Source organism: Paraburkholderia humisilvae (assembly GCF_902859855.1).
Classification (GTDB): Bacteria; Pseudomonadota; Gammaproteobacteria; order Burkholderiales; family Burkholderiaceae; genus Paraburkholderia; species Paraburkholderia humisilvae.
Map to the genome: position 1 here is coordinate 161988 of NZ_CADIKH010000001.1, position 17030 is coordinate 179017.

Genomic DNA, 17030 nt, shown 5'->3' on the forward strand with positions numbered 1-17030 from the left:
GCTGCTGCCTTCAAGGGCCTGACGATAGGCGATCTTGTCCAGGTTGAAGTACTACCCATACTTCGGCGCGTCGACGATGTTCCGCGAATCGTGGTTGAGAACGAGGCCGACGCCGCCGGCCTTGAACCCTGTCAACCAGAGAACGCGGTATGCCTCGATCGCCGACCGCCCGCCGCACCTGACGTGGACGAACCGCCGCCCCTCGCAACCGGAATTTCCCGGTGTCAGCCCGGTTGTCCCGTTGGCGATGCTCAGAGATTGCTATCGCTTGCTGCAAGACCTCGACGCAGCAACTCGTCCAGCAAGCCGGTCATCCCATCCGGGTGAGTCGCCGCGCGTTCCTTCAGTACGCTTAGCAACTCGCTATTGAGCTTGCACGCAAACGGCACGAGCCCTTTCGCCTGATCCAGCTTTCGCTGCTCGCGCCGGTCCAGCTGCGTTTCAGCCACGCCTTTGCCGAAGCGCTCGGAGCGCGTCTGCTTCATCGAGTGGGATAACTTGAGCGCTTTGTTCTTTTCAAGGTCGGTCTTTTTCATTGCCATGTAATAGTGCCCCTCAGTCGTAAACGGTGGCGCGTATTGTACGCAGTGCGTGCCGATTTCGAAATGCGCGCCGAACGCCCGTACACTAACGCTTTCGGATGAATGTCCGCTACGCGAGGCCCGCGCATGCCGACGATGGCCCTGATTGTCTTAACGGTCGTGGTGACGCTGGTCGTCGTGCTGCTGATCGCAAACCTGACGAGCGGCGAAAAGAAGATCGAGCACAAGATCGAACGGTTGTACCCAAGTGACAGTCCGCAGTTCATCCGCTCGATGGGGCTGCTGCTCGGGCCGCCCGTCGTCGGCGGCAACCGCTTCGAGGTGCTCGTGAACGGCGACCAGATTTTTCCGTCCATGCTGGAGGGAATCCGCTCTGCGCGGCATACGATCACCTTCGAAACCTTCATTTACTGGTCGGGCGCGATCGGCGAGGAAATCGCGCGTGCGCTGTCCGACAAGGCGCGTGCGGGAATCGGGGTGCACGTGCTGCTCGACTGGGTCGGCTCGTCGAAGATGGACAAGCGCTATCTGCGGATGCTGCGCGACGCGGGTGCGGAAGTCATCCAGTATCACAAGCCGCACTGGACGGGTCTTGGCCGCTTGAATGACCGCACGCACCGCAAGCTGCTCGTGATCGACGGCCGCATCGGCTTCACCGGCGGCGTGGGTATCGCCGACGAATGGACCGGGCACGCGCAGAACGAGAAGCACTGGCGCGACACGCACTTTCGCATCGAAGGCCCGGCGGTCGGACAGATGCAGGCCGTCTTCATGGACAACTGGGTCAAGGCGACCGGAAATGTGCTGCACGGCCCGCAATACTTTCCGGAAATCGACGCTGCGGGCGACGGCCTCGCGCACATGTTCAGCAGTTCGCCCTCAGGCGGCAGCGACGACATGCAACTGATGTACCTCATGGCAATCACCGCCGCGACGCATTCCATCCACTTGTCGAGCGCGTACTTCGTGCCGGACAAGCTGACGATCAACGCGATCGTCGAGGCCGCGAAGCGCGGCGTGAAGGTGCGCATCATCACGCCCGGCAAGCGCATCGACACCCACACGGTGCGGGAGGCGTCGCGCGCGTGCTGGGGCGACTTGCTCGCGGCGGGCGTTGAGATGTACGAGTACCAGCCGACGATGTTCCATTGCAAGCTGATTATTGTTGACGAGTATCTCGCGTCGGTCGGCTCAACGAACTTCGACAGCCGCTCGTTCAAGCTCAACGACGAGGCCAACCTCAATATCTACGACCGCGGTTTCGCGCGCCAGCAGACGGCGATTTTCGACGGCGACGTCGCCCGCGCGAAACGCATCACGCTTGACGACTGGCGCCGCCGTCCACTCCTCGAAAAGCTGCTGGAGCGCGCTGTCGCGTTGCTCGATTCGCAGCTTTGACGTTTGGGTAGCCCGGAGCGCTGCTACCCGCCAAGGCGGACCTGCAACGGCCCTTCCCATCCTCACGTCAGGCGAGCACCGAGAGCCGCGACGGTGCGATCGCAGTGTCATGCGACAGCGATTCGCGGATGTAGCGCGCGAATTCCAGCGCCGCCGGCTGCACCGTCGAGGGCAATCGAAGGCAAATCGCGAACGGCGGCAGTGCAGGCAAGCCAGCTGCACGAGGCACCATCGCTTCCAGATCGGGCGGCACCGTCGAGACGAGCCAGGTCGTGACCGCGAGACCCGCGCGCACCGTTGCGGCTGTCGCCTCGATGTTTCCACTCTCGAACACCGTGCGCCACGGAATGTTCCCGTCCGCAAGCGCGCCAAGCACGACCGGACGGAACGCGCAGCGTTCGTCCACCATCGACAGCGGCAACGGCCGCTTCTCCCATGCATCGCTACCGCGACCCGTCACCCACACCAGCGGCTCAATGCGGATCACTTCCCCTTCGGCCTCACTGGCAAGGCATTCGACCAACGACATGTCCACGCGTCCGTTATCAACCGCTTCGCAGAGTTCCAGCGACGCCGCGCACTCGAGCGAAATCTCCACGTGCGGATGCGCTTCGGCGAATGCTTTCATCGCGGACGCGAGCGGTGTCACGAGATCGTAGGGCACACCAACACGCAGGCTACCGCGCAGCGACTCAGCGGTCATGTCGGCCCAGATTTCGTCGTTCAGTCGCAGCATCTGTCGCGCCTTGACGAGCAGCTGCTCGCCGTGGCGCGACAGCTCCAGCTTGCGCGCCTTGCGCACAAACAGCAGACAGTCCAGGCGATCTTCGAGGCGCTTGATCTGCTGGCTCGCGGCACCTTGCGTCATGTGCAGCAGATTCGCGGCGACCGTCACGCTGCCGCTCTCCGCGACGGTGACAAAGGTGCGGATCAGATCGAGGTCGAGATTACGGATCGTTGACACATTAGGTCGCTTAATGAGTTTCATCAATATTATTGCCTTTTCTGATGCAGAGGCAGTCCGTACAGTGCAAGGGCACCATCATTTGGACGTGTACCGATGAACTCGATCCGGCCGCTTTTTCTGTTCGTCGCTGTCGCGACCCTCACGCCTGGCGGCGCCACCATGCTCGCGACCGCGTCTGGCGGGCGCTTCGGCTTTGCGCGTTCGATTCCGCTGATGCTCGGCATCGCGCTCGCGCTCGCCTCGCTCGCTGCCGTTGCTGCGCTGGGGTTGGGTAGGCTACTGCTGGCGATGCCCATACTGCGGACGACCGTACGAGCACTCGGTTCCGCGTATCTGCTGTGGCTCGCATCGCGTATTGCGCGTAGTGGTCCGCCAAACGCCGGCGACGGCCCCGCGCGGCCAGTCACACTGGTGGGCGCTTTCCTGCTTCTATGGCTCAATCCGAAAAGCTGGGCGATGACGGTGGGCGCCGCGGCTTCCTTTGCCCTGCTCGCTAGCAGCCCGAACCGGCTCGCGCTGCTGCTCGGCACAGCGTTTGGTCTGGCCGCATGCATCTCGCTCGCACTGTGGTGCGCGCTGGGCATTCTGCTCGCACGTCTTCTCTACACACCGCTTCATTGGCGCATCCTCAATCTTGCGATGGGTGCGCTGCTCGCCGCATCCATCATTCCGACCTGGAGGTAATCGTGTCAGCCCGTCCACTTGCCGTATCAGGTTGTGTGTGCCCGCATGCAGAGAGATTTACTCGCCCGTAGAAGCCAGCCTTGGCGATCTATTCTTTTGAAGAATCAATCTTATGAAAGTACTGCTTATTATCATTTCGGTGAACGGCAGTTACCCTGTCTCTATCGCTCATCAGTAGACAAAGGCTTTCCATGTCCACTCTCGCAGGCATCGGCGCCGTCATGAGTGGCGGGACAACCGGCACTCGGAATCCAGAAAACGTAGACGGCACCAGCACGCGTCGCACGGAGTTGTTATGAGTCACCCCATGCTGTTCACGCCGACACAAGTCGGCAACCTAAAATTAGCCAATCGTATTGTGATCGCTCCGATGGCCCAGTACTCGGCCGAAGACGGGCAGATGAGCGATTGGCACCTGATTCACCTCGGCCAACTGGCGGTTTCGGGCGCGGCCGCGCTAACCATTGAAGGGACGGCTGTCACCCCCGACGGACGCACCAGTTATGGCGACGTGGGGCTCTATTCGGATCAGTGCGAGGTCTCGATCGCGCGAGTGCTGCGCGGCGTTCGGCGGTGGTCCGACATTCCGGTTGGAATCCAGCTCAACCATGCGGGCCGAAAAGCGTCCCGGCAGAAGTTATGGGAGGGCGGTGCTCAGATTCCGCCCGGTCACGCAAACGGGTGGAGCACGGTGGGTCCCTCCCCGGTCGCTTTTGCGGCCAGCGAGACGCCGCCCACCGCCCTCAATCGCGATGGTCTGGCAGCGATCCGCGACGCCTTTGCGACCGCAGCGCGACGTGCCTCGACGCTTGGACTGGACTTCATTCAGATTCTTGGCGCGCATGGCTATCTGCTCCATCAGTTCCTCTCGCCCCTCTCAAACCGCAGGGACGACGAGTACGGCGGCTCGGTGGAAAACCGCATGCGCTTTCCGCTCGAGGTTTTTGACGCCGTGCGAGACGCATTTGCGCACGATCGCCCAGTTACGATGCGGGTGTCCGCGACGGACTGGATGGAAGATGGGTGGTCCATTCAGGACACGATCACATTTGTCCAGGCACTGGAGGCTAGAGGCTGCGCCGCGATCAATGTCTCAAGCGGCGGTTCTAGTGCGGCCCAGCAAATTCCGCTCGGGCCCAGTTACCAGGTTCCCTTTGCGAGGGCGGTGAAAGAGGCAACCACCCTCCCGGTCATCGCCGTCGGCCTGATCACCGAATTCGAGCAAGCCGAATCCATTCTCAGCACGGGAGACGCCGACCTGATCGCGCTCGCCCGCGCCGTGCTATTCGACCCTCGTTGGCCCTGGCACGCTGCCGCCCACTTCGGCGCCCAAGTCAGCGCGCCAGACCAGTATCGTCGCGCCCAACCCGGTCGGCTGCAAAGGCTGTTCATTTAAATCCGTCCTGTCGCTCAGATAACCATGCGAATCCATCCGTTTGCCGAATCGTTCGACCTCGAAGCCGCGTTCGGCGACGTGGTCGAATATTGGTCGCCGAAAGTCGTCGCGCGCGTCAACGATCAATACGTGAAAATTGCGAAAGTGCACGGACAGCTTGTGTGGCACGACCATGCACAGGAAGACGAACTATTCTTTGTCGTGCGCGGCCATCTGAAAATCGAATACGAAGGCGGGCGTATCGTCGAGCTACCTGCGGGTTCGATGCACGTGGTGCCAAGAGGGACGTTGCACAATCCGGTTGCGGAACGCGAATGCTGGATCGTGCTGATCGAGCCCGTGCAGACGAAGCACACGGGCGATGTCGAGTCGCCGTTGACGCGGACGATCGACGAGCAGCTCCGCTGATCACGCTGAGTCCATCTCTCCGCGCAACGATGAATTCCCGCTGATTTCGGGAGCCCAGCCATTGGACAGGCCGCGACGAGGATGCACGCCGCGCCGGTGACGATGGCTATACCCCCCTCCCCGCTACTTCGATTAGTCGAACCTGGCCAGGTCCTGGAAAATAAGTTGGGCCCACGTATTGCCTCGTGCCTGGACGAGCAGACCGCCCTCGCCGATCTTCCCCAGTTCGATCGGCGCGAAGCCGAGCTGGTCGACAAGCGCCGCCACCGAGGCGCTCGCCGCATCGTCGTCACTGGAGACGAACACGACCCGCCGGCCTCCACCCGGTGTCTTCGGCCCTTGCGCCAAGGTGGCCGCTGCGAGGTGATTGAATGCCTTCACCACCTTCGCACCCGGAAATGCGTTGGCCACGACGGCGCTCGAGGGCAACCCGTCCAGCGCCTCCGGAGGCACGCCGAACGCATTGGTGGCGTCGACTACGATCTTCCCTTGCCAGTCTTCGGCGGCCCGCCCGATGTCACGATGCGCGGCGAATGGGACCGCGAGGATCACCACATCGGCCTTGACCGCATCCTCAATCCGCTGGGGGACGAGCGATGGGCCGATCTGCGCCGCGATCGCCTCCAGCGGGCGCCTGCCGGCCACCGCTACTTCGATATCCTGACCAGCGAATGCGGAGGCGATGGCCGTGCCGATCTTGCCAAGCCCGATGATTGCGTAGCTCATTGAAATCCCCTTTGTATCGAGAGGCCGTGTCTGAGACCTGCCGGTTTCAGACCTGGCCGATGCCACCGTCGGCCATCAGATCCGCACCCGTCACGTACGAACTCTCGTCGGACGCGAGGAAGAGCGCCGCGCTGGCAATCTCCCCGGCGCGAGCAAGTCGACCGAGCGGCACCATGCTTTGGTACATGTTTACCAGTTCATCGCGTGTCGCCGACTGCGAGTCGAGAATGGGCGTGTCGGTGACGCCGGGGCTTAGCATGTTGACGCGAATGCCGCGATCCTTGAATTCCGCGGCCCAGGTGCGGGCATAGGAACGCAAAGCCGCCTTGGTCGCCGCGTAGGCGGTGTGGCCGGGAATGCCCATCACGTGCATGGCCGACGAAACCAGAATGATTGAGCCTTGGCCTTTCATCATCGGCAGCAGCTTCTGCACGAGGAAGACGGGGCCGCGGGCCATGAGATTGAATGCCTTATCGAAATGCGCAGGGGTGAGCGTGTCGATCGAGGCCTGCTCCGTATAGCCCGCGTTCGACACGACGATGTCGACGACGCCCTTTTCGGCCCTTACCGCCGCGGCGACACGGTCGAGGTCGTCGAGCTTCGCGGCGTCGGCCTGAATGGCGGTGACGGTGCGTCCGATCCGTTCAGCGGCCTCGTACAGCTGGGCTTTCCGACGGCCAAAGATGAACACATGTGCGCCTTCGGTGACAAACCGCTGCGCAATAGCGAGACCGATACCGGTCGTTCCGCCGCTAATGACGGCGGTCTTGCCTGCAAGAGATGACATTGAAACCTTCTGTCTGTTCGTGAGTGACAGAAGGATCGTAATTGCCCGCGCCGGCAATGATAATCAGGGTAATTTTCATAAGATCTATTCTTCGATAGAATTAATTGGACGCTAGTGACAATCATGCAATTTCGCCAATGATTGACCCAACCAGGGACGGTAATGGATCGGTTTCATGAATTGAGCGCCTTCATCGCCGTGGTCGAAGCGGGCGGTTTTTCCGCTGCGGCGCGCAGAACCGGCGATTCACAGTCCGCCATCAGCAAGGCCATCGGTTCGCTCGAGAAGCGCCTTGGCGTCATGCTGCTGAATCGAAGCACGCGCAGCGTCACCCTCACCGATCAGGGGCAGCGATACTACGACCGGACAAAACCGCTGGTCGACGAAATAGATGAAGCCGACAGCGAGCTGACGAGCAGCACGCTCAATGTGTCGGGCCCGCTCAGGATCGCCGCGGCCTCGACCTTCGGCCGCCTTCACGTGCTCCCGCTGATACCCGATCTGCTGTCGGTCAACCCCGGCCTTCAGGTCGATGTCGTGCTGTCGGATTTCGTACGGAACATGGTGGAAGATCGGATCGATCTGGCCATTCGTGTCGGTCGCGTCGATGATGCCGACGCGGTCGTCAAACGCATCGCCACCACACCCCTCGTCTGCGTCGGATCCCGTCTGTATTTCAAGCGCCACGGAATACCCAGGACACCGCGCGAACTCGTCAATCACAATTGCCTTTTGTATGGAGGCTTGGCGGAGTCGGCGGATTGGCCGTTCGTCGGCCCGGACGGTCGATTCAGCGTAACCGTTCGCGGAAACCTGTCATCCAACAGTGTCGAAACGATCCGAACCGGGGTTCTGGCCGGTGTTGGAATTGGTCTGTTTACTAAGGCATCTCTCACCGATGAACTCCGGCATCCGGACGTCGTCCCGATACTCGGCAAATTCATCGAAGATGTTAGAGATGTCAGTCTCATCTGGCCAAAGCGTCGGTATGTACCGGCCCGCGTGCGCCGCGCGACCGACTTTTTTGCAATGTCGTTGCCGCAGCGCATCTAGGCCAGCATAAACAGTCTGCATACCTCACGACAGCTTCGCCCCATGCGGGCAGCGCAGCGATTGACGTTCATCACTAGCGCTACAGGGAGTTCGCCGACGCGGGCGCAGCGTGGCTCATACCGGGTTGCGGAGCCAACACGACCTGATTGCGACCGTTCGCCTTTGCGCGATACAGCGCACCGTCGGCCCGTGCGATGAGTTCCACCGCCGATTCGCCTGCCTCATATTCAGCCACGCCGAAACTGCACGTGACCGATCCCACCTCTCCGAACACGTCCTGGCCAATCGCATCACGCAGCTTGTCCGCGGCTTGAAACGCCATGGAGCCGGACACCCCCGGTACCAGCACCAGAAACTCCTCCCCGCCCCAGCGAGCAAGGAAATCGTTCTTGCGCAGCAGATTGGGCACGAACCGCGACAGGTGTACCAGCACCTTGTCACCCACGGGGTGGCCGTAGCTGTCGTTGATTCGCTTGAAGTGGTCGACATCAAACAGGATCAGCGAGAGCGGTGTGCGGTAGCGATCCGAGCGCGCGATCTCGTCGGCGAGCGTCTTATCCAGCATCAGCCGGTTGTACAAGCCCGTTAGCGGGTCCGTGCTCGCCTGGAGGCCCAGTTCGATTGCCTGCTGCTGAAGCCTGATACGGTTGCCCGTTTCGATCTCATCTTGAACCCAGCGCCCCCTTCCTAACATGTAAATTAACGCCATGATCGTCACGAGCAGCGTGATGACGATGCCAAGAAAGCGGCTCGCAAAGATCTCGCGCGTCGGCTTCAGGATGACCAGCGACCACTGGGTCTCCCCCACAAAGCGGCGGCGCACGTAGTTGCGGTCGTCGTCCACGTTTGTCCAGTTGCCGTCGACGACTTCCTTTGCCAGCATCGGCCGATCGCTAAGCCTTGCGGAACCGCGCACGATCGGTGACGGAGGCGACCGGCTGCCGGTGGCAACCGGCCAAAGGTGACGCAGTCGCGCGGCCGGCCGGTTCGTCATGACAACGACGCCCTGCGGATCCGCAAAGAAATACGGGCGATCGAATTGCTGGAGATCCGTCTCAAACGCCTCCAGCGACTTGGTCAGCACCGCAACCCCAACCACCTTTCCATCGGGCTCGCGGATCGGATAGCTTGCGGAGTAGTCCAGTTCGCCACTCGCGGCGTCGAACACGAACTGGTAGTCGGCTTGGCCGCTTAGCGATTTCCGGAAGTACGATGCGGCGCTGCGATCCTGGCCACCGGCCACGATCGTTCGCCCGTCCGACGCGGCGACCACCGCGCCCGAAGCGTCCAATAGGTAGCCTTGCCTCGCGCCAGACGATGCAACGTCGAGAATGAGCGTGGCGCGACCGGCATCCTCGTCGCGAGCATCGGCTCCTTGCAGCAAAGGCAGCACGGAAGGCGATCCGGCCAGCGCCTTTACCATGCCTTCGACGGTCGCCGTCTCGCCTGCCAGCCGGCTGGCGAGTAGATCGATGTCGGCACGCGCCTCCTGCTGCACGTTGCGCCGATAGATTCCTCCCAGATACTCGGTCAATGTCCATCCGCACAGCAGAATCGCGCTCATCGCAACGAGTGTCCATGCCAGGTGCCGGCGCACATACGCCGTGTACCGCGCTGAAGACATGTCAGCGGCAATCTGCTGGCAGAAGACGCCCCAGATTGAAAACGACAGCCAGCAGGCGAGTAAGCCGCGGACAAGTTGAACAGGGAGTCCCGTCAGACTCGAAAAGACCCCGTAGTTGACGATGTTCGCAGGCCAGAATGCTGCAGCAGGCACAACGATCCCTGCAGCGACGGCATACAGCAGGAAACCCGCGGACGCGAAAGCGGCAAATCGCTTTGCTGCCCCGGAAGCGCCTCTGGCCTGCGATGCGAACACCAGGCTGGTCGCGAGTGCGCCCGAAAATCCAATGGCATACCGCGCGGCAACGTTAGCGGGCGTCAGGCCGTAGGCAACGCCGACCAGCGCGACCAACGTCACCGGAAGCACATGGATCCATCGACCGGGCAAACGCAGACCCCGTCCGATCGCCTCCAACCGGGCAAAATCCAGCAACAGAACAAACGACAGGGTCATGACTGCCGTTCGCATTTCAGCGAACGCGGGTCTGTCACCCACAATCAGTGCGCAAAGATCCAGCCACTCACCCAGGCCGTGCACCAGGCCAAACCCGGCCAGCGTCCCCCAGGCTGTGCGCCTCTCCCCCATCGTGCTTCTCGCTATCGCGAAACACGTGAAGCCGAGGAGGATGAACGCCAGCCCGTAAAAGAACAAGATGAAGTCGAGCTGGTTACTCATAAAGGCAGCCATGTCTCCCTTCCTTCGTCCCGATTCGATTTGGACTGCGGCAAACCCTGTCACGCGGTTAGGCCGGGTCGGCGCGTTGATTTTCGCTCGAACCGATGGACCGGATTCCACGGTCGCGCCGGGGCGGGTTCAGTCCGCGTCTGCCATAGCGTATGCGCTTATAAGGTTATACGGTAGCAAGGTACTTGCCGGGGCTGTTTCGTCGTGGCACGACCCGGCTCGACAATCGATCTTCCACGCATAAATTCAACGTGTGGATCGCGGTCGATCATGTCGGAGAACGGTGCGCCTCCCCCGGTCGTCTTACAAATTTTTCCGTACCGTAAGCTACCCGGAGATATGCGCGGTAACTGGAAGCACCAGGAACATCACCTAGATGAATTTGATTGACGATCTCCATGTCGTCTGACAACAATATCCCTGGTGATCGAGCCAGTCACTGGTCGATCTCTTCGCTGTAACTGTGTCTCTACCGTTCGCACCAGCGTCGTCACGCGGCCCATGGCCATCGAAGTTCAGCCACCCTCTCAGTGATACAAAATAGGAGAACGAATCAAATGGCAACGCATGACCAAGACGATCCCCTGCTCTCCGAAGCCCATACCAATGCGCCCACCTCCCCCGGCCGGCGCGCGTTCATAGCCCTTGCTGGCGTGTCCGCGGGCGCAAGCCTCCTGGCGGCCAGCCGCGCGGCGGCGGCGGCAGACTCCATGTTTCCGATTGCTTCCGCTCCCGGAGGTCAAGCTCCGACACTACCCGGCCACCCTGCCGGCGGGGACCCGATCTGGGGCCCGGACGGCCAGGCCACGGCCATCCTCAGGAGGCTTGCGCACGTCAATTCTTCAATGTTCTCCCGCGCTGATTTTCACGTGATGAGCTACGGCGCGCGCACACTGCCCGCCTCCGCGTTGATCGCGTCGACCGCGTGGCCGGGCGGCACGATTCCATGGGTGACCGGCGGTGCGGAACAGACCGCGCATCCGACCAGCGACCTGCAAAGCCCCGGCTCGGCCGTCATGGTGCCGTGCGACTACACGGGCACGCAGTACGACTCGTGCGCCGCATTCAATGCCGCGATCGCCGACGCGAGTCGCGTCGGTGGCGGCCGCGTGGTGGTGCCGGCCGGCAACTGGTATTGCGGCGGTCCGATCGTGCTGCTGAGCCATGTGAACTTCCATCTGGAATCGGGCTGCACGATCTATTTCAGCCCCAACCCGGCGGATTACGCAAAGAACGGTCCGTACAGGACGGCGAACGGCAATCTGTACCACACGCGCTGGCAGGCAAACGACTGCCTGAATTTCGGCTCGCCGATCTATGCTTTCCGCCAGACCAACATTGCCGTGACCGCCGACGACAACACCTGCGTACTCAACGGTCAGGCGATGACGCCGATGCAGTTGAGCAAGCAGCCGCCAACCTCCTGCTGGTGGACTTACAAGGGAAGCAGCAACACATACGGCTGTGCGGGTTCGTCGACGCCGTCGCAGGCCTACGTGAATCCGAACAACGTGCCACTGACGAGCCTCCCCGCTTCGCAAATCAGGAACCCGCAGGCAAACGTTTCGTTTACTAACCAGTACGGCGCGACGAGTTCGCTGATGGATCTGCTCACGGGCACGGGCTGGAACGAGGACCAGAACTATCTGCCCGCGCTGTCTGAGCTGCGCGTGCCGTTCGAGGAACGTATCTTCGGCAATGGGCACTTTCTGCGTCCATGCATGATCGAGTTCATCGGCTGCACAAATGTGCTGCTGCAGAACTACCACACGCAGAACACGCCGTTCTGGCAGCACCATCCGACCGATTGCACGAACGTGGTGATCGACGGCGTGTTTGCCGACAGCGTCGGACCGAACAACGACGGCTTCGATCCGGACGCGTGCAACCACGTGCTGGTGCAGAACGTTCAGTTCAACACCGGTGACGACTGCATCGCGATGAAGTCCGGCAAGTACCTCGACACCGGGTACGGTCCGATGCAGAACATCGTCGTGCAGAACTGCACGATGCAAAGCGGCCACGGCGGTTTGACGATCGGCAGCGAAATGAGCGCGGGCGTGCAGAACGTCTATGCTCGCAATCTGACGATGCAGAATGAGAACTGGGCGACCAATCCGCTGAACATCGCGCTGCGGTTCAAGACCAACATGAACCGCGGCGGGTTCATCAACAACGTCTGGATCAACGGCGTGACACTGTCCAACGGCGTGAACCTCGCCGGGAAGTACGGCGGCGGCGCGCTGGGCGCCGCGATCAGTCCGATCACGGGTCAGGGAACAACCGGTCTCGCGACCAACCCGTCTACGGGCCAAGGCGGCCTGATCACATTCGACTGCGATTACAGCCCGTCCGGCGATGCGGTGCGCTGGAGTCCGTCGGTGATCAGCAACATCAACATCACGAACGTGAACGCGAGCAACGTGTCGGGCGCGGTGTCGTACGCCATGCCGTCGGGCTTCGTCGCGGGGTCGAACTCGTGCTTCCAGGCGCTCGTCATGCAGGGCCCCGAGGCGGTCGATTACAACGGTCCGCTGCCGGTGCCGACCGTGAGTCCGATCAGCGGCGTCACGATCTCGAACTGCAACCTCGGCACCCCGGTGTGCGTGGGCGCAGTGCCGACGACGCCTTCGACGTCCGCGTCGGCCGCGCCGGGTCCGGTCTTCGTGAGCAATGTGAGCGGCATCACGCTGAACAACGTGGTGATCGCGGGCACCCGGTACAACACGTCGCTGACCGCACCGGCGACCTGATACTGGCGCATACGGACGCGGGCACCCGCGTCCGTGACCGGGTGCGTCGAGCCATTGCCGTCTTCCGCGCAGCACGCTGCTGTCCCGACCGCACAGGCGGCCGGTTCAGCTCATCCTCCTCCGGCCGCCAGGCCAGCGTTCGTCCGGGCTCGGTCGACCAGCATCGGTCGGCCAGGACGCACACGCGGATCGTCGACGACCCCTGGCGGCGCCGACAACGGGCAATTGCTCTTTGACCTATAATGTTCGGAACGCTTCAGAAAATAGGTCCAGTAGACGTTTTTTGTTGTCCTTGGTATCGAGCAGTCATGTCACCGCAGCCACCCGTTATCGCGATCTCATGCCATTCCGAGCATGCTGGATGCATGAGATTGTGCGCATTGATTCCGGTCCCGCGGCGTCTCCCCCATCCGGCTGGCGACGAAAGCCGCTCTCTGCAACGCGTCTCTTCGCAGTGCGGATAACAGCACCGGCCGCGGTGATTGCTCAATTCATGGTCAAACAGACGGCGATCGGCTGCGTCGATATTCCAGCCCAATCATGGAGGAGCACATCATGGATAAGGCAATCCGCACATTAATCGCGGCGGCCGCCGCACTCACGCTGTCGGCCGGCGCATATGCACAGAACAACACGCTGGCGACCCCGAGCACCGTGTCGCCGGCCGCTGCTCATACAACGAGCGACTACGGCACGCCGGGCGCCACCGGTACGGACAGCGGCACGGGCGCCGGTTCGTCGGGGTCGCGCCAGCAGACGAGCGCGAACGGTGGCTCGACGTCCGACACCACGGCATTCGGGACCAACAACACGCTGGCGAGGCCGAGCACCAAGTCGCCGGCCCAGTAACGGCACCCCGTAACAGAAATCGGGGACGACAACCAGACGCAAATGGGCGCAAGCGCCAAGCGAACAATCGCTTCAAGCGCTTCAATCGCTTAGCGTGCAAAAGTCATCGCGACCGGCGCCACAGTCTCACGACTGGTGGCGTCGGTGAGCAACCGGCTTGCGCGCGGTCATGCTGTTTCGCCTGCCGTCTGTCGATGCCAGGGCACGGCACCGAAGACCCGCATGATAAAAGACACCTGAATCGCGCGGCGACGTCGGTCAGATACGCTTCGCTTCCCGAATGCTCTTGAGGAACGCGCGCGTTCTGTCGCGCGTCGGATCACCAAAGATCTGTTCCGGCGGCCCTTCTTCATAAACGGCGCCGTCGCACAGAAAACATACCTTTGATGAAACCTCACGCGCGAAGCCCATCTCATGGGTCGCGAGCAGCATCGTCATGCCCTCACTCGCGAGATCACGCACGATGTTCAGCACTTCGGAAACCAGTTCGGGGTCCAGCGCGGACGTGATTTCATCGAGCAACAGCACCATCGGATCCATCGCCAACGCGCGCACGATCGCCACGCGCTGCTGCTGTCCGCCCGACAACCGATCCGGATACTCCTTCGCCTTGTGCGCGAGGCCAATGCGCTTGAGCAGCGTCATCGCGCGTTCTTCTGCTTCGTCTTTCTTCTGTTTCAGAACGCGAATCGGCGCGAGCGTCACGTTCTCGAGAACGCTCATGTGCGGAAACAGGTTATAGCCCTGAAACACGATGCCGATGTCTCGACGCAACGCATCCACGTCGACGCCGGGGCCGGTGATACGGTCTCCATGGACCAGAATTTCGCCGTCGTCGATCAACTCGAGGCCATTGATACACCGTAGCAGCGTCGACTTCCCCGACCCTGACGGCCCGATCAGGCACACGACATCATGCTCGTCGACCGTCATCGCGAGGCGCTTGATAACCGGCACCTCGCCGTACGATTTCGAAATGTCGCGAATGTCGATAAACGACATGAAATCTCCCTCAAGCTTCGCCCGCACGCATACGAGCACGATCGCGCCGCATCATCCGCTCGACAAATCTCGTTTGCGGAATCGATACGATGATGAAAAGTAGAGCCACCGTGCTGACGGCGGAAAGATTGTAGTAATTCGACGCAATCAACATCGACTGGTTAAATGAATCGATCACGCCCACGACGGACACCAGCGCCGTATCTTTCTGCAACGAGATAAACGAATTGAGCAGTGGCGGAATGATCTGCCGGATCCCCTGCGGCACGATCACGAAGCGCAACGTCTGAAAGTGGGACAAACCGAGCGAACGCGCCGCGGCGCTCTGGCTCCAGTGAATGCTCAGAATGCCGGCGCGATAAATCTCCGCGACGTAAGCGCCCACGGTCAACGTCAGCGCGACGATGACGAAGACCGTCAGCGAAAAATCTTTCAGCACCGGGATACCGGTCAACGGAATACCGAAACCGACCAGATAGATCACCAGCACCGCAGGGACTGCGCGGAAGATATCGACATACGCGGTAGCGATCAGCCGAACCGGTTTGCCGGCGACACCCGGTGCGAACATCGCGAGCGCGACGATCAACCCCCAGATCAACACCAGTACTTCGGTAACGACTGAAATCTTGACATTCATCCAGAAGGCGGCAAGCACTAGTGGGAATGTCTTGACCATCAGCGGTACCAGGAAGAACGTCTTGGCTACCGCCTGATGATTGACCAGAAAGAACTGCAAGACGACGATCACGACCAGTTGCGCCAATGCGTATCCCAGCGCGATAAAGCACTGGTCCCGAGCCCCCGAGCGGGCGCCGCGCGCTTCCGCGGAATCCCGGCGCGCAGCCGCCTCGCGAATACGGCCACACGCTTTAAGCGCGTGGATCACCGGCAGCACGACCGCGATCGAAAGCAACGCGAGAAGCACCGCGACCGGATTAACCCACGCACCATCGAAATGAGCGGCCAGGAAGGAGGCTCGGATGACGGCAACCGTGTACCAGCTTCCCAATACGACGACAGCGACCGCCAGCATCGAGGTGCACAGGAGTGACGTGGGCGCACACGGCATGCCACCCATCCTCAAACGACGGCCATTGCCCGTGGGGCTCGGCATGACGTCGCTTGTCTGTCGTGTTGCATTGCTCATGATTCAGGCTCGTTGAGTTGAGTGCCGGTTGGATCGCTTAAGGATTGAGCACCGGCACTTTGGTCGGATCCGCACCGAGCTCCGGCGTCAGGTATTTGGCGCTCAGTTTCTCCAGCGTGCCGTCCTTTTTCATACTTTCGATCAGCTCGTTGAATGCCGCCAGATTCGGCGAATCCTTGTTGACCAGTCCGCCCCACTTTTCACCGGTATCGAAACGGCCGACCACTTCCAATGCGCCATTCGAGTTCTTCGCGCGCAAAAGCACGTTCGGCGTATCGTAGATCACCGCGTCGACTTGTCCCGCGGCCAGCGCCGTGTACATCGACGGCGGGTCGTTGAACACCTTCGGCTGCTCGGTGGGCTTTACTTTTTCGACGATGTAGTCGTAAGCGGTGGTGCCACGCTCAACCGCATAGCGAAGACTGGCGAGGTTCTTCTTGTCGACCTTGGTGCCGGCCTTGACGAGAATCCCCTGATCGGAATTGAAGTACGGCTCGGTGAAATTCACGACCTGCTTGCGCGGCCCGGTGATCGTAATTTCACTCAACGCGATATCGAATCCTTGCGATTGCCCGGTCAGGATCTGCTGAAAGGACCGGTTCACCAGAACCACCCGGTCAAGGCCCGCGCGATAAGCCATGTTGGCGGCCATGCAGTACTCGAATCCGTCCTTGATCGTGTCGGGCGAATCGCCATTCCACCAGCCTGGCACACCGAGAACCGGCCGCACCGACAGCGTTCCTGGCACGACGGTCGTCAATTTGACTGAGCCTTTTTGTCCGGTTACTTCGCATTTGCCAAAGTCCTGCGCGGCGAATGCGGTGGCGGTAATGGCACTCAAAGCGACGCAGACCGCCGCCCGATAAAGCCATGTTGCACGTTTTGCTGCCAGAGGCAGGCTGGTTTGCGTCACGTTAGTCTCCTCAATTGTGGATTGTTGCATCTTCAACGATCGGATACACGTCTGTCTACAAATTACCGAGTACTACCGCGCAGCGAGATCGGGA

At 61.3% G+C, this 17030-nt stretch carries 15 protein-coding genes; 7 read left to right on the forward strand and 8 right to left on the reverse strand.

Annotation, left to right across the window (positions count from 1 at the left end):
- Positions 1–251: 251 nt before the first annotated feature.
- A complete protein-coding gene (locus HV796_RS00660) occupies positions 252–542 on the reverse strand; it encodes a hypothetical protein (RefSeq protein ID WP_175224149.1) in 291 nt (96 codons plus the stop codon).
- 126 nt (positions 543–668) lie between these two features.
- Between HV796_RS00660 and cls the strand changes: the two genes are divergently transcribed.
- The gene (gene cls / locus HV796_RS00665) at positions 669–1940 is read left to right on the forward strand and encodes a cardiolipin synthase (protein WP_175224151.1); all 1272 of its coding nucleotides are present in this window, start codon (positions 669–671) and stop codon (positions 1938–1940) included.
- A 67-nt stretch (positions 1941–2007) separates the two neighbouring features.
- Here the strand turns inward: cls and HV796_RS00670 are convergent, their stop codons facing one another.
- Positions 2008–2928, reverse strand: a complete 921-nt coding sequence (locus HV796_RS00670) for a LysR substrate-binding domain-containing protein (protein WP_175224153.1) — start codon at positions 2926–2928, stop codon at positions 2008–2010.
- Between the two features lie 72 nt (positions 2929–3000).
- Here HV796_RS00670 and HV796_RS00675 point away from each other — a divergent pair, with 72 nt between their 5' ends.
- From HV796_RS00675 to HV796_RS00685, 3 genes are all read left to right on the forward strand, one after another.
- Positions 3001–3591, forward strand: a complete 591-nt coding sequence (locus HV796_RS00675; protein WP_175224155.1) for a LysE family translocator — start codon at positions 3001–3003, stop codon at positions 3589–3591.
- 295 nt (positions 3592–3886) lie between these two features.
- Positions 3887–4987, forward strand: a complete 1101-nt coding sequence (locus HV796_RS00680; RefSeq protein WP_175224157.1) for an NADH:flavin oxidoreductase/NADH oxidase — start codon at positions 3887–3889, stop codon at positions 4985–4987.
- 24 nt (positions 4988–5011) lie between these two features.
- Positions 5012–5395, forward strand: a complete 384-nt coding sequence (locus HV796_RS00685) for a cupin domain-containing protein (RefSeq protein WP_175224158.1) — start codon at positions 5012–5014, stop codon at positions 5393–5395.
- Positions 5396–5527: 132 nt separating this feature from the next.
- On the opposite strand, the gene HV796_RS00690 is transcribed toward HV796_RS00685, so the two are convergent.
- Positions 5528–6121: an NADPH-dependent F420 reductase gene (locus HV796_RS00690; protein ID WP_175224160.1), complete on the reverse strand. Its 594-nt coding sequence runs from the start codon at positions 6119–6121 to the stop codon at positions 5528–5530.
- A gap of 46 nt (positions 6122–6167) precedes the next feature.
- Positions 6168–6908 carry an SDR family NAD(P)-dependent oxidoreductase gene (locus HV796_RS00695; RefSeq protein ID WP_175224162.1) on the reverse strand — a complete coding sequence of 247 codons (741 nt, stop codon included), beginning with the start codon at positions 6906–6908 and terminating at the stop codon, positions 6168–6170.
- 162 nt (positions 6909–7070) lie between these two features.
- On the opposite strand from HV796_RS00695, the gene HV796_RS00700 reads away from it, so the two are divergent.
- Positions 7071–7961: a LysR family transcriptional regulator gene (locus HV796_RS00700; protein WP_175224164.1), complete on the forward strand. Its 891-nt coding sequence runs from the start codon at positions 7071–7073 to the stop codon at positions 7959–7961.
- 79 nt (positions 7962–8040) lie between these two features.
- Here HV796_RS00700 and HV796_RS00705 read toward each other — a convergent pair whose 3' ends face one another.
- Positions 8041–10272 (reverse strand): GGDEF domain-containing protein, encoded by a 2232-nt coding sequence (locus HV796_RS00705; RefSeq protein ID WP_175224171.1) that lies wholly within the window; start codon positions 10270–10272, stop codon positions 8041–8043.
- 554 nt (positions 10273–10826) lie between these two features.
- Between HV796_RS00705 and HV796_RS00710 the strand changes: the two genes are divergently transcribed.
- Positions 10827–13022, forward strand: a complete 2196-nt coding sequence (locus tag HV796_RS00710) for a glycoside hydrolase family 28 protein (protein ID WP_175224173.1) — start codon at positions 10827–10829, stop codon at positions 13020–13022.
- Between the two features lie 555 nt (positions 13023–13577).
- Positions 13578–13871 carry a hypothetical protein gene (locus HV796_RS00715; protein WP_175224175.1) on the forward strand — a complete coding sequence of 98 codons (294 nt, stop codon included), beginning with the start codon at positions 13578–13580 and terminating at the stop codon, positions 13869–13871.
- Positions 13872–14129: 258 nt separating this feature from the next.
- On the opposite strand, the gene HV796_RS00720 is transcribed toward HV796_RS00715, so the two are convergent.
- From HV796_RS00720 to HV796_RS00730, 3 genes are read right to left on the reverse strand one after another with little or no spacing between them, the layout of a single operon-like run.
- A complete protein-coding gene (locus tag HV796_RS00720; protein ID WP_175224177.1) occupies positions 14130–14873 on the reverse strand; it encodes an amino acid ABC transporter ATP-binding protein in 744 nt (247 codons plus the stop codon).
- A gap of 10 nt (positions 14874–14883) precedes the next feature.
- Entirely contained in the window at positions 14884–16023 is a 1140-nt protein-coding gene (locus HV796_RS00725) for an amino acid ABC transporter permease (RefSeq protein WP_175224179.1), read from the reverse strand.
- A gap of 37 nt (positions 16024–16060) precedes the next feature.
- The gene (locus HV796_RS00730) at positions 16061–16936 is read right to left on the reverse strand and encodes an ABC transporter substrate-binding protein (RefSeq protein ID WP_246355622.1); all 876 of its coding nucleotides are present in this window, start codon (positions 16934–16936) and stop codon (positions 16061–16063) included.
- Positions 16937–17030 lie beyond the last annotated feature (94 nt).